Origin of the sequence: Terracoccus sp. 273MFTsu3.1 (assembly GCF_000383675.1) — a bacterium.
Lineage (GTDB): Bacteria > Actinomycetota > Actinomycetes > Actinomycetales > Dermatophilaceae > Terrabacter.
This window is the reverse complement of sequence record NZ_KB911828.1, coordinates 63,713-88,931: the sequence shown is the minus strand read 5'-3', so window position 1 is coordinate 88,931 and position 25,219 is coordinate 63,713. Positions and strand designations below refer to the sequence as shown.

General features: G+C 71.7%; 21 protein-coding genes. 14 read left to right on the top strand and 7 right to left on the bottom strand.

The window, feature by feature from the left end:
• Nucleotides 1-84: 84 nt before the first annotated feature.
• Complete coding sequence (locus tag H283_RS0121415; RefSeq protein ID WP_028785807.1) at nucleotides 85-1,725, top strand: acyl-CoA dehydrogenase family protein; 1,641 nt, start codon at nucleotides 85-87, stop codon at nucleotides 1,723-1,725.
• Nucleotides 1,726-1,803: 78 nt separating this feature from the next.
• Here H283_RS0121415 and H283_RS0121410 read toward each other — a convergent pair whose 3' ends face one another.
• A complete protein-coding gene (locus tag H283_RS0121410; RefSeq protein ID WP_020145582.1) occupies nucleotides 1,804-2,790 on the bottom strand; it encodes a polyphosphate kinase 2 family protein in 987 nt (328 codons plus the stop codon).
• A 90-nt stretch (nucleotides 2,791-2,880) separates the two neighbouring features.
• Between H283_RS0121410 and H283_RS0121405 the strand changes: the two genes are divergently transcribed.
• Entirely contained in the window at nucleotides 2,881-3,624 is a 744-nt protein-coding gene (locus H283_RS0121405; RefSeq protein ID WP_020145581.1) for a dihydrofolate reductase family protein, read from the top strand.
• A 10-nt stretch (nucleotides 3,625-3,634) separates the two neighbouring features.
• On the opposite strand, the gene H283_RS0121400 is transcribed toward H283_RS0121405, so the two are convergent.
• On the bottom strand, nucleotides 3,635-4,816 hold the full coding sequence (locus H283_RS0121400; RefSeq protein ID WP_020145580.1) for a S9 family peptidase: 1,182 nt from the start codon (nucleotides 4,814-4,816) through the stop codon (nucleotides 3,635-3,637).
• 289 nt (nucleotides 4,817-5,105) lie between these two features.
• Here H283_RS0121400 and H283_RS26080 point away from each other — a divergent pair, with 289 nt between their 5' ends.
• The 3 genes from H283_RS26080 to H283_RS0121380 all read left to right on the top strand — a co-directional run bounded on the left by H283_RS26080 (nucleotide 5,106) and on the right by H283_RS0121380 (nucleotide 7,456).
• On the top strand, nucleotides 5,106-6,434 hold the full coding sequence (locus tag H283_RS26080) for a vWA domain-containing protein (RefSeq protein WP_020145579.1): 1,329 nt from the start codon (nucleotides 5,106-5,108) through the stop codon (nucleotides 6,432-6,434).
• A 177-nt stretch (nucleotides 6,435-6,611) separates the two neighbouring features.
• Nucleotides 6,612-7,055 (top strand): peptide-methionine (R)-S-oxide reductase MsrB, encoded by a 444-nt coding sequence (gene msrB, locus H283_RS0121385; protein WP_020145578.1) that lies wholly within the window; start codon nucleotides 6,612-6,614, stop codon nucleotides 7,053-7,055.
• Between the two features lie 17 nt (nucleotides 7,056-7,072).
• Entirely contained in the window at nucleotides 7,073-7,456 is a 384-nt protein-coding gene (locus tag H283_RS0121380; protein ID WP_020145577.1) for a DUF1707 domain-containing protein, read from the top strand.
• Nucleotides 7,457-7,531: 75 nt separating this feature from the next.
• Here H283_RS0121380 and hemQ read toward each other — a convergent pair whose 3' ends face one another.
• Nucleotides 7,532-8,233: a hydrogen peroxide-dependent heme synthase gene (gene hemQ / locus H283_RS0121375; protein WP_020145576.1), complete on the bottom strand. Its 702-nt coding sequence runs from the start codon at nucleotides 8,231-8,233 to the stop codon at nucleotides 7,532-7,534.
• 34 nt (nucleotides 8,234-8,267) lie between these two features.
• Nucleotides 8,268-9,656, bottom strand: coding sequence for a protoporphyrinogen oxidase (gene hemG, locus H283_RS0121370; protein WP_020145575.1), 1,389 nt, complete (start codon nucleotides 9,654-9,656; stop codon nucleotides 8,268-8,270).
• A 68-nt stretch (nucleotides 9,657-9,724) separates the two neighbouring features.
• Here hemG and H283_RS0121365 point away from each other — a divergent pair, with 68 nt between their 5' ends.
• Both H283_RS0121365 and H283_RS0121360 read left to right on the top strand, forming a co-directional pair.
• Entirely contained in the window at nucleotides 9,725-10,444 is a 720-nt protein-coding gene (locus H283_RS0121365) for a DedA family protein (protein WP_020145574.1), read from the top strand.
• A gap of 349 nt (nucleotides 10,445-10,793) precedes the next feature.
• Nucleotides 10,794-11,738, top strand: a complete 945-nt coding sequence (locus tag H283_RS0121360) for a DUF4349 domain-containing protein (protein WP_196806041.1) — start codon at nucleotides 10,794-10,796, stop codon at nucleotides 11,736-11,738.
• Nucleotides 11,739-11,779: 41 nt separating this feature from the next.
• On the opposite strand, the gene murJ is transcribed toward H283_RS0121360, so the two are convergent.
• Nucleotides 11,780-13,465, bottom strand: coding sequence for a murein biosynthesis integral membrane protein MurJ (gene murJ, locus H283_RS0121355; RefSeq protein ID WP_043650485.1), 1,686 nt, complete (start codon nucleotides 13,463-13,465; stop codon nucleotides 11,780-11,782).
• On the bottom strand, nucleotides 13,462-14,514 hold the full coding sequence (gene hemE, locus H283_RS0121350; protein WP_020145571.1) for a uroporphyrinogen decarboxylase: 1,053 nt from the start codon (nucleotides 14,512-14,514) through the stop codon (nucleotides 13,462-13,464). Before hemE ends, murJ begins: the two co-directional genes overlap by 4 nt.
• A gap of 95 nt (nucleotides 14,515-14,609) precedes the next feature.
• On the opposite strand from hemE, the gene H283_RS27940 reads away from it, so the two are divergent.
• From H283_RS27940 to H283_RS0121325, 5 genes are all read left to right on the top strand, one after another.
• Entirely contained in the window at nucleotides 14,610-15,194 is a 585-nt protein-coding gene (locus H283_RS27940) for a DUF3000 domain-containing protein (protein ID WP_020145570.1), read from the top strand.
• Nucleotides 15,191-16,480: an HRDC domain-containing protein gene (locus H283_RS27935; RefSeq protein WP_020145569.1), complete on the top strand. Its 1,290-nt coding sequence runs from the start codon at nucleotides 15,191-15,193 to the stop codon at nucleotides 16,478-16,480. Before H283_RS27940 ends, H283_RS27935 begins: the two co-directional genes overlap by 4 nt.
• Nucleotides 16,481-16,660: 180 nt before the next feature.
• Nucleotides 16,661-17,890, top strand: coding sequence for a thiolase family protein (locus H283_RS26075; protein ID WP_043650482.1), 1,230 nt, complete (start codon nucleotides 16,661-16,663; stop codon nucleotides 17,888-17,890).
• Nucleotides 17,887-20,016, top strand: coding sequence for a 3-hydroxyacyl-CoA dehydrogenase NAD-binding domain-containing protein (locus H283_RS0121330; RefSeq protein ID WP_020145567.1), 2,130 nt, complete (start codon nucleotides 17,887-17,889; stop codon nucleotides 20,014-20,016). The genes H283_RS26075 and H283_RS0121330 overlap by 4 nt, the downstream gene beginning before the upstream one ends.
• A 120-nt stretch (nucleotides 20,017-20,136) precedes the next feature.
• Complete coding sequence (locus H283_RS0121325; protein ID WP_020145566.1) at nucleotides 20,137-21,666, top strand: UDP-N-acetylglucosamine 1-carboxyvinyltransferase; 1,530 nt, start codon at nucleotides 20,137-20,139, stop codon at nucleotides 21,664-21,666.
• 318 nt (nucleotides 21,667-21,984) lie between these two features.
• On the opposite strand, the gene H283_RS0121320 is transcribed toward H283_RS0121325, so the two are convergent.
• Complete coding sequence (locus H283_RS0121320; protein ID WP_020145565.1) at nucleotides 21,985-23,052, bottom strand: SDR family oxidoreductase; 1,068 nt, start codon at nucleotides 23,050-23,052, stop codon at nucleotides 21,985-21,987.
• Between the two features lie 372 nt (nucleotides 23,053-23,424).
• On the opposite strand from H283_RS0121320, the gene H283_RS0121315 reads away from it, so the two are divergent.
• Together H283_RS0121315 and H283_RS0121310 are read left to right on the top strand one after the other, a co-directional pair.
• The gene (locus H283_RS0121315) at nucleotides 23,425-24,126 is read left to right on the top strand and encodes a helix-turn-helix domain-containing protein (protein ID WP_020145564.1); all 702 of its coding nucleotides are present in this window, start codon (nucleotides 23,425-23,427) and stop codon (nucleotides 24,124-24,126) included.
• A gap of 107 nt (nucleotides 24,127-24,233) precedes the next feature.
• Nucleotides 24,234-25,214 (top strand): zinc-binding dehydrogenase, encoded by a 981-nt coding sequence (locus tag H283_RS0121310; RefSeq protein ID WP_020145563.1) that lies wholly within the window; start codon nucleotides 24,234-24,236, stop codon nucleotides 25,212-25,214.
• Nucleotides 25,215-25,219: the final 5 nt, after the last annotated feature.

The following is a 25,219-nucleotide window of genomic DNA, read 5'->3' as shown; positions in this document are numbered from 1 at the left end:
GGAGCGACCACACGTCGTACGCGTGACCGGCGCGACATGCGCCCGGCGGCTCGCGCCGGCCGGTCGGCGCCTAGTCTCGGCGGGGTGAGCACACACGAGGTGACCAACCAGGTGCCCCCCTTCGTCGGCGGCGACTTCCTCTCCGACGACGTCGCAGTGCGGGAGGCGGTGGAGCGCTGGGCCGGACCCGCAGCCGTCTCGGACCTCGCCGCGCTCGGAACCCTCGCCGGCACCCCGGAGGCCCAGGAGCACGGGCGGCTCGCCGACACCAACCCGCCGGTCCTGCGCACGCACGACGCGCGCGGCAACCGCATCGACGAGGTCGACTTCCACCCCTCCTGGCACTGGCTCATGACCCAGTCCGTCGGGGCCGGCCTCACGGCCGAGCCGTGGACCTCGCCCGCCGGTTCCGGGGCCCACGTGCGTCGCGCGGCCGGGTTCGTCCTCTGGTCACGTGTCGAGGCAGGACACGGCTGCCCCGTCTCGATGACGTATGCCGCCGGGTCGGCCCTGAGGCACGACGCCACCCTGGGTGCCCGCTGGCTCCCGGCCCTCGCGAGCCGCGACTACGACTTCGGCATCCGGCCCGTGTCGCAGAAGGCCGGCGCGATCTCGGGCATGGGCATGACGGAGAAGCAGGGTGGCTCCGACGTGCGCGCCAACACGACCCGAGCGGTCGCCACTCCGGGTGGGGCGCTCCCGGGCGAGACCTACCGGCTCACGGGCCACAAGTGGTTCTGCTCGGCCCCGATGAGCGACGTCTTCCTCGTGCTGGCCCAGGCGCCGGGCGGCCTCACCTGTTTCGTCGTGCCGCGCGCCCTCGACGACGGCACGCGCAACCCCTTCGCCCTCCAACGCCTCAAGGACAAGCTCGGCAACCACTCGAACGCCTCGAGCGAGGTCGAGCTCGAGGGCACGTGGGGCAGCCGTCTCGGCGACGAGGGCCGCGGCGTGCGCACCATCATCGACATGGTCGGCGCCACCCGCCTCGACTGCATCCTCGGCTCGACGGCGACGATGCGTGATGCGGTGACCCGGGCCGTGCACCACGCCCGGCACCGGAGCGCCTTCGGCGCGCTGCTCGTCGACCAACCCCTGATGCGCAACGTGCTGGCCGACCTCGCGCTCGAGGCCGAGGCCGCGACCGTCCTCGGCCTCCGCCTCGCCCACGCCGTCGACACCGGTGAGACCGAGCTCGCCCGGCTGGGCGTCGCGCTCGGCAAGTTCTGGGTGTGCAAGCGCACGGCGCCCCTGGTGGCCGAGGCGCTCGAGTGCCTCGGCGGCAACGGCTACGTCGAGGAGAACGGTCTCGCGCGCCTCTACCGCGAGGCGCCCCTCAACTCGATCTGGGAGGGCTCGGGCAACGTCAACGCCCTCGACGTGATGCGTGCCGTGACACGCGAGCCGACGACGCTCGAGGCCCTGACGAAGGAGCTGCACGAGGTCCGCGGGCACAGCCCCGAGCTCGACGCGCACGTGGATTCGTCTCTCGCACAGGCTCGCTCACTCGATCCTGCGTCGGCTGAGGCGTCGTTCGGTGCACGCGCCGTCGTCGAGCGCCTCGCCCTCGACCTCCAGGCGAGCCTGCTCGTCCGGCACTCCCCCGGCCCTGTCGCCGACGCCTTCGTCGCCAGCCGGATCGCGGGTCGGCGCGGGCACTCGTTCGGCTCGCTCGACGTCGACCTCGCCGGCGCGGCGTCGGCCATCATCGAACGAACCGGCTGACGACGCAGCACCCACGCGAAACCCGTTGGGCGGCATACGTCCTCGGGTCGGCGCGCTCGTCGAGCGCCGGGGGCGGCGTCAGCTCGCCGACAGGCGCTTCTTCTCCGCCTCGACGTCGAAGTCGGCCTGCGGCCACTGGAGGTTCATCCCGCGCAGGGCCTCGAGGATCAGCTGCTGCACCGCGAGGCGGGCGTACCACTTGCGGTCCGACGGCACGACGTGCCAGGGAGCGCCGACCGTCGAGGTCTTGTCGAGGACGGCTTGGTACGCCTCCATGTAGTCGCCCCAGTGGCTGCGCTCGTCGACGTCACCGGGGTTGTACTTGTAGTACTTGTCCGGACGGTCGAGACGCTCCATGAGGCGCGCCTTCTGCTCCTCCTTGGAGATGTGCGTCATCACCTTGATGACGGTCGTGCCCGCGGCGATCACCTTGCGCTCGAAGGCGTTGATCTGCGCGTAGCGCTTGGACCAGACGGCCTCGGGCACGATGTCGTGGACCCGCACGATGAGGACGTCCTCGTAGTGCGATCGGTCGAAGACCCCGAGCTGGCCGGCGCCGGGCAGGGCCTTCTCGATGCGCCAGAGGAAGTCGTGCGCGAGCTCCTCCTTCGTCGGCGCCTTGAAGCCGGTCGCCTTGACTCCCTGAGGGTTGACGGAGATGACGTGGCGCATGATGCCGCCCTTGCCCGACGTGTCCATCCCCTGCACGACGAGCAGGAGTGACCGCTTCGAGCCCGTTGTGGACTCGGCGAAGAGCCGCTCGAGCAGGTCGGACAGCTCGGCCTCGCAGGCCTTGAGCGCCGCCTTGCCCTCGAGCTTCTTCCCCGTGAAGCCGGGAGTCCCCGACGTGTCGACGTCGGCGAGGACGAAGCCCTTGCCGACGCGCAGCGCGTTGGCGACGTCCTGGATCTGCTCCACGGCCGCCTCCTCGTGCGCCGCGATGACCTCGTCCTCCGCGGCCTGTGCCTCGAGCTCCTCGGCGGCCTTCTTGCTCGAGACCTTGCCGGCCCCCTTGCCCGACGACTTCCCGGCCTTCTTGCTCTTGCCCTTCGCGCCCTTGCCCATGCCGTCATCCTGCCCGACCGGGGACCGGCGCGACGGGATGAGAGGCCACCGATCCGCGCGGCGTCACCGACCGTCGCCGATACTGGCCCCATGCGCCTGCTCGTGCCCGGTCACTCCGGACTTGCCGCCCAGTCCGACCTCGACGCGGCGGGGCTCTTCGCGGCCTATGCCGTCGAGCCGGAGCGCTGGGTCCGCTGCAACATGGTGACGAGCCTCGACGGGGCTGCGACGGGGGCGGACGGACGTTCGGGCTCGATCAACAACGACGCCGACCACGTCGTCTTCGAGGTGCTCCGGGCCCTGAGCCATGTCGTCGTGGTCGGGGCCGGGACGATCCGCGCCGAGGGCTATCCCCCGCTGTCCGTGGACGATCCACTCGTCGAGCTGCGGCGTGACCAGGGCCTCCCCGACGCGCTGCCCCTCGTCGCCGTGAGCAACCGGGGGCACGTGCCCCGGACGCTGAGCGGCTGTCGGGACGGCCGTGCGCTCATGGCCGTTCCGGCCTCCGCACAGGGGCTCGACGCGGCGCGGCGTGACCTCGGCGAGGACAACGTCCTCGTCTGTGGTGACGACGAGGTCGACGTCGCAGCCCTCGTGGACGCGCTGCACTCCCGTGGCTGGGACCACGTGCTCACCGAAGGTGGGCCGAGCCTCCTCGGCTCCTTCCTCGCGGCGGGCCGGCTCGACGAGCTGTGCTTCACCATCGCCCCGCACGTCGTCGGCGGCGAGCACCCGCGACCGGTCGGGCCCGCGGGCATCCCGGCAGATCTCGACCTCGAGGTGCTCGTCGAGCAGGACGCGACGCTGATGGGCCGTTGGTTCGTCCGACGCTGACGACGGGGGTTCAGCGCCGCTCGTCGAACCCGTGGACGAAGTCGCGCAGCACCCGCTCCCAGCGGTCGGGGTCGTAGTTCCACTCCCGGCAGTGTCGAGCGGTGTCCCACCGCTCGAGGCGCACGAGGTCGGGCCGGCGACCAGCGAGGGCCACCGCGGGTCCGATCGGCACGAAGTCGTCGCCGTCCGAGGCGATGAGGAGCATCGGGGTCCGGAGCTCGCTCGCGCGCGCGACCCAGTCGGTGCGGGCCACGTCGATCGGCTCGTGCACCCCGACGAGCCGCCGCGTGCGGCGTGAGCCCATGAGGTCGGTCGCGACGCGCACGAGCGGGCCCGGCACCCGGTGCAGCCGTCCGTGGTGACGCAGCACGACGCCCCAGTCGATGACCGGGGAGTCGAGCGCCACGCCGACGACGTAGTCGGACAACGGCGAGCGGTCGAGCGCCTGGAGCACGATGGCGCCGCCCATCGACCACCCGAGAAGGAGGATGCGTCGGGCACCGTGCGACACGGCATACCCCATGGCCGCCTCGACGTCGCGCCACTCGGACAGGCCGAGGTTGTAGCGCCCGTCCGGGCCTCGCGGGGCGTCGCGGTCGTTGCGGTAGGCGGCGACGAGGCTCGTCCACCCGGCTTCACGCAGCACCGGCACGGCCCGGAGCGTCTCCTCCTTGCGGGCGCCGCGTCCGTGCACGAGCACGGCCCAGTCGGACCCGGTCGTGCCGTCTTCCCGACGCACCACCCAGCCGGGCAGCGGACCGACGTCGGACACGATGGCGACGTCCTCGTCGGGCAGGCCCAGGCTCACCGACGGCCGGTCCCAGAAGTAGTACTGGTTCCAGCGGGCCGGCCCGGTCTCGACCGCGCCCCGGTCGACGGCCACGAGCCGGCGTGTCACCGACAGCGGGTCGGCCTCGACGATCTCGCCGACGCGTGCGTGGCCCGCTCCCCCGTCGAGCCAGACACCGTAGCGGCCGGGGACGACCGTCTCGGGAGTGACGGAGAAGGTGACGGTCTCGGCGTCGTGGCGCATGATCTCGACGTCGTCAGGCTGCAGCTCGTCGGGCGTGATGACTCGGCGGGCGAAGTAGGCGGCGGCCGCCACCGAGCCGCCGGCGGCGCCGAGCACCGAACCCGTGCCGGCGGCCGCGGCCACGAGCACCGGACGCGAGACGAGACGGCGCACCTGCACGGGCCCATCGTCGCAAACGACCGGCCCACGTCGTGGGAGGGCGTGCCGCTGCGGAGGCGGTATGCGGACCAGCCGTATCAAACCGGACGTTCGGGGCACCGTCCTTCGGGAGCCTCGGGGACCACGGGCGGCGAGCCGCACACCCCGACCGTTCCCCGGCCCGCCCGTCGGGCCGGTCGCGGTCGAGCGGTGCCGTTCGGGGTCACGGTCACCACCTGCCCGCCTCGGGGTGCGAGGACCAGCTCCGCGTGCCGCTTCTCACCGTCTCGTCCCACGAAAGGGGACATCCGTGTTCAGCACCATGCGCCGCGGCGCACTCAGCATCGCGGCGGCCGGGGCGCTCGTCGCCACGCCGGCCATCGCGATGGGGGCCGGCGTCAGCCCGGCCACCTACGACGCGTCCGTCAACCCGGGCGACACCGTCCACGTCACCAAGACCGTCAGCACGCCGGAGATCCCGCCGAAGCCCGACATCGTCCTCGTCGTCGACGAGACGGGCAGCATGGGTCCGGCGATCGCCAACGTGAAGTCCGAGATGGGCTCCATCGTCTCGACGGTCCAAGGAGCCCAGCCGCAGGCCCAGTTCGCCATCGCGTCGTACAAGGACGTGGGCGACGGCGCGGAGTTCTTCCAGGTCGAGACCGGCCTGACGGGCAGCCAGGCCGCAGCCCAGACCGCGATCGACAGCCTGTCGGCGTCGGGCGGCGGCGACACGCCCGAGGGCCAGCTCAACGCCCTGTGGCAGGTCGGCTCGGGCGGCAACGCCATCGCGTTCCGTCCCGACTCCTCACGCATCGTCGTCTGGTTCGGTGACGCGAGCGGGCACGACCCGAGCGGCGGGCACAGCGAGGCCGACGCCACGGCGTCCCTCACGGGCGTCGGCGCCCAGGTCATCGCCATCAACGTCGAGTCCGGAGGGGCCGACGGCCTCAACGCCACGGGTCAGGCGCAGCGCATCGCGGCTGCCACCTCGGGGACGTTCTTCCCGAGCGTGACGCCGGGCAATGTCGCGAGCACGATCCTCGCCGGGCTGGGCAACCTGCCCGCCGAGGTCACGGCGAACGTCTCGTGCACCACGGGCCTGTCGATCGCGTTCGCGCCGGCGCTGCCCCGGACCGTCACGAGCGGCAGCGACGTCGTCCTCGACGAGGCGATCACCGTCGCCGCGGACGCGCCCCAGGGCTCGACGCTGACGTGCACGACGACCTTCCTCGTCAATGGCGCCGAGGCCGGGCCGGAGTTCGTCCAGACCGTCACGATCAAGGTCAACGACGTCACCCCGCCGACCGTCTCGTGCGGTCCCGGCGTCAACCCGGCGGGACACACGCCCGGTGGGTGGCGCAACGCCGGCTTCTTCCAGATGGGGGCGGCCGACAACCTGCCCGGGGTCTCCGTCTCGATCGCCGACACCGCGACGGGCACGTCGTTCGGCCCGTACGCCTCCGGCACCTTCTTCAAGCTGACCCAGGCACCGGGCGTCGCGGCTTCCGGCGTCGCCCCGTTCCAGGGGGCGGTCGACTGGCACTTCACCTTCAAGGGCGACGCCACGCTGACGGCCACGGATGCGGCCGGCAACACGGCAACCGCGTCGTGCAGCGTCCCGCCGAAGCAGAAGTGACGCCCCTCCGACGATGAGGAACCTGCCCGGCCCGGACCATCCCCGGCCGAGCAGCACGAGGGCCCCGGCCACCACCGGGGCCCTCGTGGTCCGCGAGCACCCGGCCCGTAAGACCTCGTAAGGACGACGTGGTCGCAGGGCGGGCACAAACCCGGGTGACGTGGCGTTGGTCTGGACATGAGCCACCACAACACCTCCGACAAGCCGTATGCCGTCCAGCGCACCGACGAGGAGTGGCGCGCAGCCCTGACGCCCGCCGAGTACAAGGTCCTGCGACAGGCCGGGACCGAGCCGGCCTTCCGCGGTGAGTACACCGACACCAAGACGCAGGGCGTCTACTCGTGCCGGGCCTGCGGCAGCGAGCTCTTCCGCAGCGACACGAAGTTCGAGTCGCACTGCGGCTGGCCGTCCTTCTACTCCCCGCTCGCCGGCGACACGGTCGAGTACATCGAGGACCGCGCCTTCGGCATGAAGCGCGTCGAGGTCCGGTGCGCCAACTGCGGATCGCACCTCGGGCACGTCTTCGAGGGCGAGGGTTACGACACCCCGACCGACCAGCGCTACTGCATCAACTCCATCTCGCTGCGCCTCCAGCCGGACGAGGGACCGTCGCAGTCCTGAGCGCCTAGATTCGTCCCATGGTCGACGACGGCGACATCCGCATCGGCAGCGCCGAACGCGACGAGGCGCTGGCGGCGCTCGCCGAGCACCATGCCGCGGGACGGCTCGACGCGAACGAGTACGAGGACCGGCGGGGTCGGGCCGCCGACGCCGTCGTGCGCCGCGACCTGACCTCGCTCTTCGTCGACCTGCCCGAGCCGCATCCCCGGCTCACGCCGGCGCGCCCCGGCGCCGTGTCCCGTCCGTCGGGGCGCTACCAGGGGCCCCGCGGCACGGTCGCGCGCGTCCTCCTCAGCCTCGCCCCCTTCATCGCGCTCGCCGCGTTCCTGCGCACCGAGTCGTGGCTGGTGTTCCTGCTCATCCCGGTCATCGCGGCGATCGCCAAGGCGATCGACGACTGAGCCCCCGTCTGCACGTGCAGACGGGGGCTCGGTGGTGGTGCGGCCCTCGCGCGGGTCAGCGCGGGTCAGCGCAGGTCAGCGCAGGTTGGCGACGAGCTGGGCCGGCTCGACCTTCGGCCCGGTGAAGAACGGGATCTCCTCGCGCACGTGCATCCGGGCGCGGGACGCGCGCAGCTCGCGCATGAGGTCGACGATGCGGTGCAGCTCGTCGGCCTCGAAGGCGAGCAGCCACTCGTAGTCGCCGAGCGCGAAGGAGGCGATGGTGTTGGCCCGCACGTCCGGGAAGTCGCGTGCCATCTGCCCGTGCTCGCGCAGCAGGTCGCGGCGCTCGGCGTCCTCGAGGAGGTACCACTCGTAGGAGCGGACGAACGGATAGACGCAGACGTACTTGCGCGCGACCTCGTCGGCCATGAAGGCGGGGACGTGGCTCTTGTTGAACTCGGCCGGGCGGTGCAGCGCGGCGTTGCTCCAGACCGGCTCGAGGTGCGAGCCGAGCTCGGTGCGCAGCAGGCGGTGGTAGGCCGACTGGAGCTGCTCGATCGTCTCGGCGTGCCACCACACCATGAAGTCGGCGTCGCCGCGGAGCCCCGCGACGTCGTAGAGGCCCCGGACCACGACCCCCTCGCCGGCGATCTCGTCGAGGAACGCCTCGAGGTCCGCCGTGACCGCGTCGCGGTCGTCGCCGACCGGCGTGACGGTGCTGAACACCGACCACATGCAGTAGCGGATGGTGTCGTTGATCTCCCGCATCTCGGCCGGGGTCAGGCGCTCGCTCATGGCCCCATCATCCCAAGCGGCTCGGACCCCGACGTCAGCGGGTCAGGACCGGGCGGATCGACCGTGCGGCCGCACGCCCGGACGCGATGCAGGCGGGGATTCCGACGCCGTCGTATGCCGCCCCGCACAGCGCGAGCCCCGGCGGCAGGCGGCGCGTGGGCGCGAGGCGCGAACGGTGCCCGACGGCATACTGCGGCAGTCCCCCACCCCAGCGCTGCACGTGCGCGGCGACGGGAGCGGGCACGCCGGGTCCGAGCACCGTCCGGAGGTCGGCGAGGGCCACGGCCACGAGCTCGTCGTCGGAGCGCTGGAGCTCGGCCTCCTCGCGGTGGCGGCCGACGGATGCACGCAGGAACGTCCGCTCGGGGTGGGCGCCGGCGAGCCAGGGCCACTTGACCGAGCTGAAGGTCGACGCCTTGATCGTCAGCGACTCCGTGGGCGGGACGAGGAAGCCGCTGCCGTCGAGGACGGGCGGTGCGGCACCCTCGAGCGCGAACGTCACGATGGCCATGGACGCGTACTCGACGGCCGCGAGCGCGCCGGCGGCTCCGGGTGCGACCTCACGCAGCAGCCGGGAGGCGGGAGCTGCGGGGGCGGCGAGCACGACGGCGTCGAAGCGCTCCTCGACGACGTCGGTCGTCGGACCGGTCGACACGACCCACCCGTCCCCGTCGCGGCGCAGCCCGCGGGCCACGGCACCTCGGCGCACGCGGACACCCGCCGCGACGAGCTCACGCTCGAGCACCTCGGGCAAGGTGCCGAGGCCGCCGACGAGAGAGGCGAAGACGGGGCGACCGGCCATCGGCCCGGTGGCCGCCGCCTCGGCCGCGGCACGCGCCACGTCGAGCAGCGGGCGACCCTCGTGGGCGGCCGCGGCAAGGACCGGGACGGCCTGCTCGGCGGAGATCTCGCGGGCGTGCCCGGCGTACACGCCGGCCAGAAGGGGCTCGACGAGGCGGTCCGTCACGGCGCGACCCAGGCGGGCGTCCACGAGGTCGCCCACCGAGACGTCACCGACGACGCGGCCGTCGACCTGCTCGTGCGCCAGTCGCGCGACCTCGTCGTCGGTCAGCAGTCCGCGCACCGACTCCGGGTCGGCCGGCACGCCCATCACCGTGCCGCGCGGCATCGGCCAGCGCCGGCCCCTGGACACGATCGACGCGCCCGCGGGTCCGGGATGCGTGGTCAGCTCCGCGACTCCGAGCTCCTCGATGAGGGCGAGGGCCTCGGGGCGGCGCGCCAGCACCGACTCGGCCCCGACGTCGATGCGCGCCCCGCCGACGTCCTCGAGGCGCAGCTTCCCGCCGAGCCGGTCGGAGCCCTCGAGGACCGTGACGGACACGTCGGCGCCCGGGCGGCTGAGCTCCCAGGCGGCCGCCAGTCCGCTGATCCCACCGCCGATGACCGCGACCGTCCTGCCCATGGCGCCACTCTCCCATCCCGGCCCCGGCGGTTTGGCGGGGACCCGACCGGTGAGGGAACGTGGAACGCATGAGCACGCTCGCGCTGCCCGTCACCCAGCCCGTCGCCCAGCCAATCGCCCACGCCGCCGCTCAGCCCGTCGCCCACACCGCCGCCCAGCCCACCGCGGAGCTCTCCGGACTCGTCGGGATCGCCTACCGCGTCATCCAGGCCCTCGGTGAGTGGGGTGTCGGCGCCCTGGCGTTCCTCGAGACCGTCATCCCACCCCTCCCGAGCGAGGTCGTGCTCCCGCTCTCCGGCTTCATCGCCCGGCAGGGCCAGCTCGGTCTGGGGTTGCTGCTCGTCACGAGCACCCTCGGCTCCTACCTCGGCGCGCTGACGCTCTACCTCCTGGCTGCTCGGCTCGGCCAGGACCGGGCTGTCTCCGTCGTGGCCCGGCTGCCGCTCGTCGACCGTCACGACGTCGAGCGCGCGACGGCATGGTTCGCCGACCACGGTCGCCGGTCGATCTTCTTCGGGCGGCTCGTCCCGGGTGTCCGCAGCCTGGTCTCCCTGCCCGCCGGCGCGGTCCACATGCCACTGGCACGGTTCACCGCCTTCACCGTCGCGGGCAGTGCCCTGTGGAACGGTCTGCTCATCGGGCTCGGCTGGGTGCTCGGCTCGCGCTACGAGCTCGTCGACCGCTACTCGGCGGTCCTCGACTGGGTCGTCTACGTCGGTGTGGCGGTGCTCGTCGGGTGGCTCGTCGTGCGACGGGTCCGCCGTGGCCCCGGCCGCGAGCAGGTCTGACCCACGGCCGATCCCACCGGACGCGGCGCAACGATCGGCCCCGCCCGCGTGTCTCTGGTGACAAGGGACGTCGCCACACACCCCGTGCGCACCACAGCACCGCCACCAGGTACGGCACGGGAGGCGACCCGTCGAAAGGCTCGCCATGACCGCCACCCCACACCTGCCGCGTCTCGCTCAGCTCCCACCCGCCCGGCGACGACTCCTCGCCGTGGTCGTGGTGGCCCTCGCCGTGCTCGCACTGTCGATACCTCTGGGGCTCAGGGCCCTTCACAGCGCCTCATCCTCATCGTCCTCTTCCGCGACCTCCGGCGGGGAGTCGAGTCGCGGTGCCGTGACGGGCAACGGCGTGGTTGGCCAGGACCTCGCACCGCAGCCCGACGCCTCTGCCGGAGCCAAGGCTCCCGCCGCAGACACGGGCACGCTCGGGTCCGGCGTCGCCGGGTCGATAGCGGTCGTCGAGCCGAAGATCGCGCGCTCCGCGTGGCTCGGCATCAAGGTCACCGACCTCACCGGGTCAGCGGCTCGGGCCCGCGTCATCGCCACGGACGCCGGGGGCCAGGTGACCTCCGAGAACGTCGTGACCTCGGTCGACCCCACGGGTGGTCCGACCGGACCGGGCGGCGTCGATCCCCGCCTCGAGTCGGGATCCTCCCTACCGGCCGTCGGCGTCGACGAGGCGCGGATGGTGCTCAGCGTCCCGGCAAAGACCCTCGACGACGTGCTGACGCAGCTGTCGAAGATCGGGTCGGTGTCCTACCGCTCGTCGCAGTCCCAGGACGTCACCGACACGTATGTCGACACCAAGGCGCGCATCGAGCCGATGCAGGACGGGATCAACCGCGTGCGTGCCCTGCTCACCAAGACGACGGACCTCCAGCAGGTCATCACCCTCGAGGGCGAGCTGAGCCGTCGCCAGGCCGACCTGGACTCCCTGACCCAACGGCTGGCCCAGCTCGACGCGATGACGACGACGAGCGACGTCACCGTGACCCTGTGGACCGACGCGACGGCGCCCGTGCAGACCGGGAGCGGACTCGGCGGTGGGCTGCGCACCGCGTGGGAGAGCTTCCTCGGCTCCCTCACCGTCATCCTCACCGGGCTCGCGGCGCTGCTGCCCTGGCTCGTCGTGCTCGTGCCGCTGACGTTGCTCGGCCTGCGCCTGTGGCGTCGCCGCACCGCGGGCACGCCAGTCGCGGCCTCCCCCACCGGTGGCCCCGTCACCGCCGTCGGCCCGGCCCCGCAGCCCGCGGGGGCGCCGGTCTCGGCGTCCGCCTCCACGACGGACGACTGACGCACAGCGGCGAGAGCCGTGAGAGGCCGTCGGCGGCTCGGTCAGCGACCGAGCCGTCGACGGACCATGTCGCCGACCTGCCGCACCTCGCGCACGTGCATGGCGTGGGCGATGCCGAGGTAGATGACGAAGAAGACGAGACCGACGAGGCCGATCTCCAGCGCGCTGGCGAACATCCGCTTGACGGCCGAGGTCGACCCCTCGACCACGGATCCGGTGATCGGGTCGAGCACCTGGGTGACACCCCAGGCGACGACGCCGGCGACCGCGGCGGCGAGGCCGACGCGCGACGCCGTGATGAGCCCCGACCCGAGGCCGAGCCTCCCGATGCGCCGGCGCAGCAGGAAGAGGCCGACCATGGAGCTGACGACGTTGCCCACCGTCTGGCCCATCGCCATGACACCGATGGCCCAGACCGGGTTGATGAAGAGGGTCACGACGCCTGCCAGCGCGCTGATCCCGGTCAGGAGCACCTGCATGATGACGGTGGGCTTGCCGTCCTCGAGAGCGAAGAACATCCGGTAGCAGAGCAGGTCGAGCCCGAACGGGACGAGCCCGAGGATCATGATGATGAGGACGCTGGCGGAGACCTCGACCGAGCGGGGGTCGATGCCGGGGTTGAGCAGCGCCACGATGGGGTCGGCGAGCACGATGACCAACACCATGATCGGCACGTTGGCCACGAGCGGCATCGTCAGGCCGGTGCGGAAGTCCCGACGCAGGCTCGCCGTGTCGTCGGACGCTGCAGCCGCCGAGAAGCGCGGGAAGAGCGCGGTGATGATCGAGACCGTGATGAACGCGTGCGGCAGCATGAAGAGCGTGAACGCGATGGCGTATGCCGCCGGGCCGCGTGCCGCCTGCTCCAGCCCGAGCGTCGTGGCCGAGGCGGTCGCGTTGTTGAGGACACCCTGGCTGATGAAGAAGCCGATCTGCGACACCGCCAGCCCACCGAAGGCCCAGAGGGCGAGCCTGCTGACGCCGCCGAGGCCGACACCGCGCAGGCCCCAGCGCGGCCGGTAGCGGAACCCGGTGCGACGCAGTGCGGGCACGAGGGACAGCGCCTGGACGACGACGGAGAGCGTCGCCGACCCGGCGAAGAGCCAGATCATCGGGCCCGTCCACTCGGACGGGTCCCGCGGGCGGTCGCGCCCGGGGGCTCCGAGGGGTGCGTTCTTCGGGAAGACCACGAGGAAGAGCACGAGCCCGGAGACGGCCACGACGTTGGCGATGAACGGCGCCCACGCGAAGGCAGCGAACTGGCCGCGTGCGTTGAGGATCTGGCCGAGCAGGGCGAAGAGCCCGTAGAAGAAGATCTGCGGCAGGCAGATGAGCGAGAACGCGAGCGCGAGGTCCTTGAAGTCCGGTGACGAGTTGCGGGCCAGCAGCCAGACGAACCCCCCGGCGGCGGCCATGACGACGACCGTGATGACGGCCATCGCCGCGAGCGCCACCGTGATGACGCGGTCGGTGAACTCCTGGCCGCCGTCCTCGAGCTTCATCGCCCGCGCGAGCGACGGGATGAGCACCGCGTTGAGGATGCCGCCGGCCGCGAGGACGTAGAGCACGTTGGGCAGGGTGTTGGCCAGGGAGAAGGCGTCACCGGCCAGCTGGGCGCCGATGATCGCGGTGATGAGGCCATTGCGCACGACCCCGAGCACGCGCGATGCCACCGACCCACCGAGCATGGTGAGGCTGGAGCGAGCGACTGACGGTGCCGCCGTCGTCATCGGCGGCTCGAGCACTCGTGGACGAGCGCGGTCACCCGGGTCAGCACGTCGGGGTCCACGGTGGGCAGGACGCCGTGTCCGAGGTTGAAGATGTGGCCCGGCGCGCGGCGTCCCTCCTCGACGATCTCCCGGACGCGGCGTTCGAGGGCGTCCCACGGCGCGAAGAGCAGGGCGGGGTCGAGGTTGCCCTGGACGGCATACCTCGGCCCGAGGCGCTCCACGGCGTCGGTGAGCGACACGCGGTAGTCGACACCGACGACCTCGGCGCCGGCCTCTCCCATGAGTCCGAGCAGCTCGCCCGTGCCGACGCCGAAGTGGATGCGGGGGACGTCGAGGTCCACGACGGCCGCGAGCGCGACCGACGAGTGCGGCATGGCGCGCGCGGCGTAGTCGGCCTTCGACAGGGCGCCGGCCCACGAGTCGAAGAGCTGGACGGCGCTCGCGCCGGCCTGCGCCTGCACGCGGAGGAACTCGCCCGAGATCTGGGCGAGTCTGGCGCACAGGGCGTCCCACAGCTCGGGGTCGCCGTGCATGAGCGCCTTGGTCTTCTCGTGGTTCTTCGAGGGCCCACCCTCGACGAGGTAGGACGCGAGGGTGAAGGGCGCTCCTGCGAAGCCGATGAGCGGGACGTCACCGAGCTCACGGACGAGCTGGCCCACGGCCTCGGTGATGAAGGGCACGTGCTCGGGCGTCAGGGGGACGAGCTGGTCGAGATCGGCCGCGGTGCGGATCGGGCGCGCCACGACGGGCCCCACCCCGGGGACGATGTCGAGGTCGACGCCGATGGCCTTGAGCGGTACGACGATGTCGCTGAAGAAGATGGCGGCGTCGACGCCGTGCCGGCGGACGGGCTGGAGCGTGATCTCAGTGACGAGCTCGGGGCGCATGCACGACTCGAGCATCGGGATGCCCTCGCGGACGGCGCGGTACTCCGGCAGCGAGCGACCGGCCTGACGCATGAACCAGACCGGCGTACGGGTCACCGACTCGCGGCGCGCAGCGCGGACGAGATCGCTCTGGCGGGTGGCGGGCGGGGCAGTGGTCGGCACCGGTCAATCCTGCCACGGCAGGCGTGTGCCCCCGCGCCACGCGCTTCCGGCGCGCCCTGAGGACAGATCGCCCGACTCCGGCATACCCTCATCTGGTGCACACGCGAACGTTGCCGGGCAACCACGGCGCGGTCTTCGCCAGGACGCTCAGCGCCCTGCGAGACGTCCGTCTGCGCTCCGAGGTGCGGTTGACCGAGGTGCCGGCGCCGACGCGCATCGCCCCGTATGCCGCAGCCCTGACCGCCGACGTCATCGACGTCGCCGACCCCGACGACGACCTCGCGACCGGACGCTTCGTCCTCCTGCACGACCCGGCAGCCCCCGACACGTGGGACGGCCAGTGGCGCATCGTCACCTTCGCGCGGGCCGAGCTCGAGCCCGAGCTCGCCGGAGACCCCATGCTCGGGGCGGTCGGGTGGTCGTGGCTGACCGACTCGCTGGCCAACCGCAACCTCGGGTGGACCGCCGAGGCAGGCACGGTGACCCGCGTGGTCAGCGAGAGCTTCGCGGGTCTCGCCGACCGCGAGGCGAGCGTCGAGATGGAGATCCGCGCCTCGTGGACCCCGGTCGGCGGCGACGCCACGGACCACCTGCGAGCCTGGGCCGACATGCTCTGCACCATCGCCGGCATCCCGCCCCTGCCCGACGGCGTCGTCCCCCTGCCGGGGCAGCGCCGGTGACGGCAGAGCCGAACGAGCCCGCCGACGACCTCGACGACGACCAGGCCGCCGACCTCGCACCCGACGTCGTCCCCGAGCTCGTCCCACTGACCCACCCCCGCGACGGGGTGCCCGACGTCGTCGTCGACCAGCGCACCCTGATGCGCGCCGCCGAGGCCATCGCGAGCGGCACCGGGCCCGTCGGCATCGACGCCGAGCGGGCGTCGGGCTACCGCTACGGACAGCGTGCCTATCTCGTGCAGATCCGGCGCGAGGGGTCCGGGTCCTGGCTCATCGACCCCATCGCCTGCCCCGACCTCTCCCCCGTCGGTGAGGCCATCGGTGACGCCGAGTGGATCCTGCACGCGGCCACCCAGGACCTCCCGTGCCTCGCCGAGGTCGGGCTGCACCCGCAGACGCTCTTCGACACCGAGCTCGGCGGTCGGCTGGCCGGCCTCCCCCGGGTCGGGCTCGGCGCCATGGTCGAGCACTACCTCGGACTCCAGCTCGCCAAGGAGCACTCGGCCGTCGACTGGTCGGTGCGCCCCCTGCCCGAGCCGTGGCTGCGGTATGCCGCCCTCGACGTCGAGGTGCTCGTCGACCTCCGTGACGCGGTGGCCGCCGAGCTCGCCTCGCAGGGCAAGGCGGCCTGGGCCGCCGAGGAGTTCGACCACCTGCTCGACTTCACCGGCCCCGAGCCGCGCGTCGACCCGTGGCGGCGCACGTCGGGCATGCACAAGGTGCGTGGCCGACGTGGTCTGGCCATCGTGCGCGAGCTGTGGCTCTGGCGCGACGCCGTTGCCCAGCAGCGCGACACCTCCCCCGGACGGGTCCTGCCCGATGCCGCGATCAGCGAGATCGCCATCGCCAACCAGCGGGCGACGAAGCCACCGCGCACCGTGGGCTCCGCGGAGCCCCGCCTGGCGCGCTCGGTTCGCCGCCACCAGGAGGCGATCATCGAGGTCGTGGCGCGCGCTCTCGCGCTGCCCGAGGAGGACCTGCCCGTCCTGGCCCTCCCGCCGAGCGGCCCGCCGCCCCCCAAGGCGTGGGCCGACCGCGACCCCGTCGCCGCCGCCCGGCTGGCCCGCGCCCGGGAGCTGCTCGGGGCGATCTCCGAGGAGCTCGCCGTGCCGGTCGAGAACCTCCTGACCCCCGACCTGCTGCGGCGCTTCCTCTGGGAGGGCCCGGCCGCGCCGTCGACCGCCGAGGTCGCCGAGGCGCTCACGACCATGGGTGCCCGTCGCTGGCAGACGACGATCACCGCGCCGCTCATCTCCCTCGCCTGCACCGAGAACCCTCCCGCCTGAGGGGTGCGCCCTCGCAGTCGCGGGCCGTCGTGAGGATGGTCACCCGGAGGCCCGTTGGCCGGGAAGTTACCGAGAAGTAGTATCGAGGAGGCCGCGCGCTGCCGCGGCCCGACGCCGGTGTCCGAGCCGGCCACCGACCCCCGATCCATCGCGATCACCCTCGATCCACTGGGAGGCACCGTGCCCCGCGCACTCAATGAGGTCGTCTTCGTCGACGGCGTCCGGACGCCGTTCGGCAAGGCCGGAGACAAGGGCATGTACGCCCAGACCCGCGCCGACGACCTCGTCATCCGGTGCATCCGCGAGCTGCTGCACCGCAACCCCAACCTGCCCAAGGACAAGGTCGAGGAGGTCGCCATCGCCGCGACCACCCAGATCGGCGACCAGGGCCTCACCCTCGGCCGCACGGCGGCGCTGCTCTCGGGCCTGCCCGACACGACGCCCGGCTACTCCGTCGACCGCATGTGCGCCGGCGCGATGACGGCGGTGACGAACACCGCGAGCTCGATCGCGTTCGGTGCCTACGACATCGCCATCGCCGGCGGTGTCGAGCACATGGGCCGTCACCCCATGGGCGAGGGCGTCGACCCCAACCCGCGCATCGTGTCCGAGAAGATCGTCGACCCCGACGCCCTCGTCATGGGCAAGACGGCCGAGAACCTCCACGACCGCTTCCCGCAGCTGACGAAGCAGCGCTCCGACGCCTTCGCCGTGGGCAGCCAGGACAAGCTCGCCCGGGCGTACGCCGACGGCAAGATCCAGCGCGACCTCGTCACGGTCGCGACGCGCCACGCCGAGCTGGGCTGGGGCCTGGCCACCGCCGACGAGCCACCGCGTCCCGGCACGACCGTCGAGGACCTCGGCCAGCTCAAGACGCCGTTCCGCGCGCACGGCAACGTCACCGCGGGCAACGCGGCCGGGCTCAACGACGGTGCGACCGCGTGCCTGCTCGCCTCCGAGGCGGCCGCCACCGAGCTCGGCCTGCCGGTCCGGATGCGCCTCGTGTCCTTCTCGTTCGTCGGTGTCGAGCCCGAGGTCATGGGCGTCGGTCCGGTCCCGGCCACCGAGAAGGCTCTCGCCAAGGCGGGCCTCACCATCGGCGACATCGGCCTCTTCGAGCTCAACGAGGCGTTCGCCGTCCAGGTGCTCGCGTTCCTCGACCACTTCGGCATCGCCGACGACGACCCGCGCGTCAACGAGTACGGCGGAGCCATCGCCACGGGTCACCCGCTGGCCAGCTCGGGCGTGCGCCTCATGACCCAGCTCGCCCGCCAGTTCGAGGAGCACCCCGAGGTCCGCTACGGCCTGACCGCGATGTGCATCGGCATCGGCATGGGCGGTGCCGTCATCTGGGAGAACCCGCACCACGAGGACTACGTCGCCTCGATCGAGAAGGAGGACGTCGCGTGACCGCCACGACCGAGAAGCCCACGGCTGCAGCCGATTTCGCGTCCGAAGTCGTGACCCGGACGCCGGTCCACGACGTGGACCTCCCGGGCGGGAGCGGCACGCTCGCCCTCATCACGCTCGACAACGGCTTCGACCACACCAAGCCCAACACCTTCGGGCCCCAGTCGATCGCCGGACTGACCCAGACGATCGCGCGGCTGCGGGAGCGCGCCGATGCCGGCGAGATCGTCGCGGTCGCCGTCACCGGCAAGCCGTTCATCTTCGCCGTCGGCGCCGACCTCACCGGCGTGCCGTTCATCGGGTCGCGCGACCAGGCGCTCGAGATCGCCCGGGCCGGCCACGCGGCATACGCCGCCTTCTCCGACCTGCCGGTCCCGACGTTCGCCTTCGTCAACGGCGCTGCCATGGGCGGTGGCGTCGAGCTGGCACTGTCGGCGACGTACCGGACGATGAGCGCCGGAGTGCCCGCCGTCGCGCTGCCCGAGGTCTTCCTCGGCCTCGTCCCCGGCTGGGGCGGCTGCTGGATGCTGCCCAACCTCATCGGTGTCGAGAAGGCCGTCACCGTCGTCATCGACAACCCGCTGAGCCAGAACCGCATGCTCAAGGGGGTCGACGCGTACCGGCTCGGCATGGCCGACGCCCTCTTCGAGCCGGCCGACTTCCTCGAGGAGTCGATCGCCTGGGCTGCTCGCGTCCTCTCCGGTGACGTCACCGTCGAGCGTCCCGAGATCGACCGCGACGAGACGGCGTGGAACGCCGCCATCGCCAAGGGCAAGGGCCTCGCCGACGTCAAGACCGGCCGGCAGGCCAGGAGCCCGTATGCCGCCCTCGACCTGCTCGCGGCCGCTCGCACCGCGACCCGCGAGGAGGGCTTCTCCGCCGAGGACGAGGTGCTCGCCGACCTGCTCATGAGCGACGAGCTCCGCGCCGGCCTCTATGCCTTCGACCTCGTGCAGAAGCGCGCCAAGCGCCCTGCGGGGGCACCCGACAAGGAGCTCGCCCGGAAGGTCACGAAGGTAGGCATCGTCGGCGCCGGGCTCATGGCGAGCCAGCTCGCGCTCCTGTTCATCCAGCGCCTCCAGGTGCCGGTCGTGCTCACCGACATCGACGACGAGCGAGTCGCCAAGGGCGTCGGCTACGTCCACGCCGAGCTGGACAAGCTCGCCGGGAAGGGTCGGCTGAACCCCGACAGGCTGAACCGCTACAAGGCCCTCGTGTCCGGGTCGACGAGCAAGGACGGCTTCGCCGACGCCGACTTCGTCATCGAGGCGGTCTTCGAGGAGATGTCGGTCAAGCAGCAGGTCTTCGCCGAGGTCGAGGCCGTGGTGTCGGCCGAGTGCGTGCTCGCGACGAACACGTCGAGCCTGTCGATCGCCGAGATGGCCTCGACGCTCTCGCACCCGGAGCGCGTCGTCGGCTTCCACTTCTTCAACCCGGTGGCCGTCATGCCGCTGCTCGAGATCATCCCGGGCGAGCGCACCGACGACCCCACTCTCGCAACGGCCTTCGCCGTCGGGAAGGCGCTGAGGAAGACGTGCATCCGCGCCGCGGACCGCCCGTCGTTCATCGTCAACCGACTCCTCGGCCGGTTCATGGGCGAGGCCGCGAAGATCCTCGACGAGGGGACGCCGATCGACGTCGTCGACCGCGCCTTCGCCGGCCTGGCACCGATGCCGCCCTTCGTCCTCATCGGCCTCGTCGGGCCGGCCATCGCGCTGCACAACGGCGAGACGCTGGTCCGGGCGTTCCCCGACCGCTTCTACGCCTCGCCGACGCTCCAGCGGATCGTCGCCGCCGGCAAGCGCGGGTTCTACGACCTCAGCTCGGGCCGTCCGGTCCTCGACCCCGAGGTCGCGGAGCTCATCGAGAAGCCGGCCGAGCCGGTCGTGCTCGACCTCGCCCAGGTGCGCCAGCGCGTCCTGACCGTGCTCGCCGACGAGGCGCGACGGATGCTCGACGAGGGTGTCGCGCAGGCGCCGATGGACATCGACCTCGCGATGATCACCGGCGCCGGCTTCCAGTTCTGGAACGGCGGCATCACCCCGCTCCTCGACCGGACCGGCGTCGCGGAGGCCGTCACCGGTTCGCGCTTCCTGCCCGACGGCGTCGCCAACGCGCGCGGCTGACGCAGCCACACGGCATACGGCACGGCTCGTGCCGGGGGCCACGGACGGGACACCCCCGTCCGTGGCCCGAGCCATGTCCTCAGGTTTGCCGTAACTCATATATGAGTTAGCCTCGTCGTCGTGCCTCAGACCTACCTGACCCGGATCGGCGGACTCATCCGCGACGCGCGACGCCACAAGGGGATGACCCAGTCGGACCTCGCGGAGCTCCTCGGGACCTCCCAGGGTGCCGTGACGCGCATCGAGCAGGGCAAGCAGAACCTCAGCCTCGACATGCTCGCCAAGATCGGTGACGCGCTCGACTCCGAGTTCGTCTCGCTCGGCCATTCCGGCCCCCAGCACCTGCGCATCGTCGGCGGCCAGAAGCTCACCGGCTCCATCGACGTCAAGACCTCGAAGAACGCCGCGGTGGCCCTGCTCTGCGCCGCCCTGCTCAACCGGGGTCGCACCACGCTGCGCAACCTGGCCCGCATCGAGGAGGTCAACCGCATCCTCGAGGTGCTCGCCTCGATCGGCGTGCGCACCCGGTGGCTGCCCGACAGCAGCGACCTCGAGATCATCCCGCCGGCCGTGCTCAACCTCGACGACATCGACGTCGCGGCCGCCCGCCGCACCCGCACCGTCATCATGTTCCTCGGCCCGCTGCTCCACGAGCACGAGGCCTTCCAGCTGCCGTATGCCGGTGGCTGCGACCTCGGCACCCGCACCGTCGAGCCCCACATGGCCGCCCTGCGGTCCTTCGGGCTCGAGGTCACCGCGACCCACGGCTTCTACGAGGCGCGGTCCGACCGCTCCGTCGCCCCCGACCGGGCCATCGTGCTCACCGAGCGTGGTGACACCGTCACCGAGAACGTCCTCATGGCCGCGGCCCGCCACGCCGGCACCACCATCATCCGCAACGCGAGCCCGAACTACATGGTCCAGGACCTGTGCTTCTTCCTCGAGAAGCTCGGGGTCCGGATCGACGGCATCGGCACGACGACCCTGACGGTCCACGGTGTCGCCGAGATCGACGTCGACGTCGAGTACTCCCCCAGCGAGGACCCCATCGAGGCCATGAGCCTCATCGCCGCCGCCGTCGTCACCGACAGCGCCATCACGATCCGACGCGTGCCGATCGAGTTCATCGAGATCGAGCTCGCGACCCTCGACGGCATGGGGATGAAGTACGACCTCACGCCGGAGTACACGTCGGCCAACGGCAAGACCCGCCTCGTCGACCTCACGACGATCCCCGGTCCGCTCCACGCCCCGATCGACAAGATCCACCCCATGCCGTTCCCGGGCCTCAACATCGACAACCTGCCGTTCTTCGCCCTCATCGGCGCCGTCGCCGAGGGCAGCACGATGATCCACGACTGGGTCTACGAGAACCGCGCGATCTACCTCACCGAGCTGACTAAGGTGGGGGCCAAGGTGCAGCTGCTCGACCCGCACCGCGTCATCGTCGAAGGGCCGACGCGCTGGCGCGCGGCCGAGGTCGTGTGTCCGCCGGCGCTCCGTCCGGGGGTCGTCGTGCTGCTCGCCATGCTCGCGGCCCCCGGCACGTCGGTCCTGCGCAACGTCTACGTCATCAACCGTGGCTACGAGGACCTCGCCGAGCGCCTCAACGCCCTCGGCGCGACGATCGAGGTCTTCCGCGACATCTGAGCATTCGGCGGCCTGAACGCTTCCCGCGGCGCTGACCTGCGCAGACACCCAAGTCGGGAGTGACCGGGATTCGGTTTTCGCACCGCTTTCGCACGCAGGGCGGCCCCTGTGGGCGGGGCCGCCCCGTCTGGCACGTCGCCGCGGACGGTCCGACGATTCCGTCGAGCGGGGAACACGTGCTCATCCGGCGCGCCAGTCAGGGAGCCGCCACCGGCGGCGAGTCCGCCCTCTGCCCTGCCCTGCCCGAGCAGGCCGCGCGCCCGCGGCATCCAGACCCGTGCCACCGCCACTGACCGCTCCGACCGGCGTCGGCACGCGTCACAGTGGGGGGATGATCCTGCGCTCTCGAAGCGTGTCGAAAAGGGAGAGGAAAGAGCCGGCCGTGTCCTGGTAGTCGAGGAACCCAAGCCGTCGGCTCTTGCCCATGTCGGCGAAGGTCTCCACGGTCCGGCCCAGGTCGGCGTCCGTGTGCCACCAGGAAGCCAGCTCGTCGACGGAGTGGGGGGCGAGGTCGTGCTTGGCGACGATGTCGGACCACACGGCTCCGGCATGGGACATCCGCCCTTCCAAGGGCTGTGGCTCGCCAGGATAGTCGGCCGCTTCCACACCGAGCCCCTCGGCGACGCGACCCCACATCTGGCGCCACCGGAAGACCTCGCCGTTCACCGTGTTGAACGCCTGGTTCCGCCCGGCAGGGTCTGTCGCCGACCAGGCGACGTGCCTGCCAAGCAGCCTGGCGTCGGTGATGTCGGTGACGCCCGCCCACTGCTGGGGGCTGCCCGGGAACACGAACGGCTCCCCGGTGTCGCGACAGATGGTCCCGTAGACCGCCAGCGTCACCCCCATGTTCATGGCGTTGCCGAGGGCATAGCCGATCATCGTGTGGGGCCGGTGGACCGACCAGGTGAAGCCCTGGCGGTCGGCCTCGTCGAAGAGCACGTCCTCCTGGACGTAGTAGAAGTTCTCGAACGGCAGCCGTGGCTGGCTCTCGCGGAACGGCGTCTCGGCCGGCGCCTTGGCGTAGGCCTCGAACGGCCCGAGGTAGTGCTTGAGTCCGGTGACGAGGACGGCGTGCTCGAGGGTCGTCGTGCGCCCGAGCACCTCGAGGGTGTTGCGGAGCATGGCGCCGTTCACGCGGCAGTTCTCGGCCTCGGTCGCCTGGCGTTGCCACGTCGTGAACACCAGGTGGCTGATCTGCCGCCCTGCCACGGCACGCTCGATCGAGTCGACGTCGAGGACGTCGGCCGTCACGTGGTCGACACCGGGCACCGGCTCCCGGACCGAGCGGGACAGCCCGACGACGTCGAAACCCTTGTCCAGCAGGGCGTTCGCGCAGTTCTGGCCGCCGATCCCGGTGACCCCTACGACAAGTGCGGTGGGTGCCATGCGCGCTCCTTCGGGCGATGCGGACCGGAGCGGTGCGGAGGATCGCTGGTCCCCGGTGAGACACGCTGATGGTGCCCGGATCTGGACAGGGCGTCAAGTGGTGATTAACGTAGCCTCCACATCCGGGACGACCCAGCCGCCTCGACCCGATCGCTTCGACCAGCACGGAGAGGGCTCATGGCGGGACACGACCTCGACGACCGCGAAGGCGGCAGCGCATCCCCGGCGCGCTACGCCTCCAGTGCAACCGGCACGCCTGTTGCGCGTCGGCCGCGGTCCAAAGCCGGGGAGGACAGCGCCCGTGTCGGGCGTCGCACCTCGGCGGACGATACTGTCAGGGCAGACCGACGTCAGCGTGGAGGTGAGCCGAGGATGGTGGAGCAGGTGGAGAACCTCGGTGCCCGCCTCCGCAAGGTGCGGATGGCGACCGGCATGTCCCTCAGGGAGGTGGCACGCCAGCTCGGGGTCTCCCCGTCGTTCGTGTCCCAGCTCGAGAACGGCAAGTCGCAGCCGTCCGTCGCGACCCTCTACTCCCTGGCCCAGCTGCTGGGCGTCTCCATCGATGAGCTGTTCGCCGTCGATTCCGAAAATGCCTCGGCACCAAAGCAGCCCGCCGCCGAGACCGATCCGGCAGAGCATGCGGTACCCGAGTCCGCGAACGGGTCCGCGCTGCGCAAACGGTCCGAGATCAGCTCGCCGGTGGACGCCGTGCCACGCAGCGGCCGCGCCGAGCGGGTGTCCGTCACCCGGGCGGGCTCACGCTCACGTCTCGAGATGGACACCGGGGTTGTGTGGGAGCGCCTCGCCGACAACACCGGCGGCGACCTGGACTTCATCGAGATCGTCTATCCCCCGCACAGCAACTCGACCAACGACGGACGCCTGCTCCAGCACGCGGGATCCGAGTTCGGCTACCTCCTCGAGGGCGAGCTGGAGATCACGGTCGGCTTCGACGTGTTCACCCTGCACGCCGGCGAGGCGCTCGGCTTCGACTCCTCCCAGCCCCACATCTTCCGCAACCTGCACCCGCAGCCCGCCCGGGGCATCTGGTTCGTCGTTCATCCCACATCCTGACGCGGACTGCTTGACACACCCCGACGAACCGTTCACTCTGACTGAACTCATGTCGTTGGCTCTGTCCGGTGATTCACCCGCCCAGAGCCCTGTGCCGAGGACGTCACATGCGCGCATTGCAGTTCACCGGGCCGGACCAGTTCCGCGTCAACGAGATCGACATCCCTGAGCTGGCCCCGGACGAGGTGCTGGTGGCGAGTCGGAGCGTGGGCATCTGCCACTCCGACATCGAACTGCTCGGCGGTCGCTACATCATCCCGTTCGACTACCCCGTCATCCCCGGGCACGAGTGGTCCGGGGAGGTCGTGCGTGCCGGTCGTGATGTCCGGCGGCTCGGCGTCGGCGACCGGGTCGTCGGCGAGTGCGTCATCGGTGACGACCACTTCGGGTTCAGCATCAGCGGCGCCGCCGCCGAGTTCTTCGTGGCCAAGGAGTCGTGGCTGCACGTCCTGCCCGACAACCTGTCGTGGACGCAGGGCGCCCTCGTCGAGCCCTTCAGCTGCGGCTACTACGCCACGGTGCGTGCCGACAACCTCGACGCCAGCGACACCGTCGTCGTGCTCGGCGCCGGGCCCATCGGACTCGGGGTCGTGGCCGCAGCCGCCGGGCACGGGGCCAAGGTCGTGGTCGCCGAGCCGTCCACGGCACGAGGGGAGCTCGCACTCCAGCTCGGCGCCGACCAGGTCCTCGACCCGACGACCGACGGCTTCACCGAGCAGGTCCTGGACGCCACCGAGGGCGTCGGCGCTTCGGTCGTCTTCGAGGCCAGCGGCAAGCCGTCCGCGATGGCCACGGCCCTCGAGGTCGCGGCCTTCCGGGCCCGGATCGTCTACATCGGCATCGACGTGGGCGGCTCCGCGCCGGCCCGGCTCGGCCTTTTCCAGTCCAAGGAGCTCCAGGCGCGCGGCATCATCGGCTCGCCCGGTGTGTGGCCGCAGACCCTGCGGTTCCTGTCCCGCACCGGGACCGACCTGAGCCCGCTCGTGACCGCGAGCCACGACCTGGCCGACGCCGAGAAGGCGGTGTCCGCGGTGCTCGAGGACCGCTCACAGGTCAAGGTCCACCTCACCTCATCCGCCCGGCTCTGAGCGCA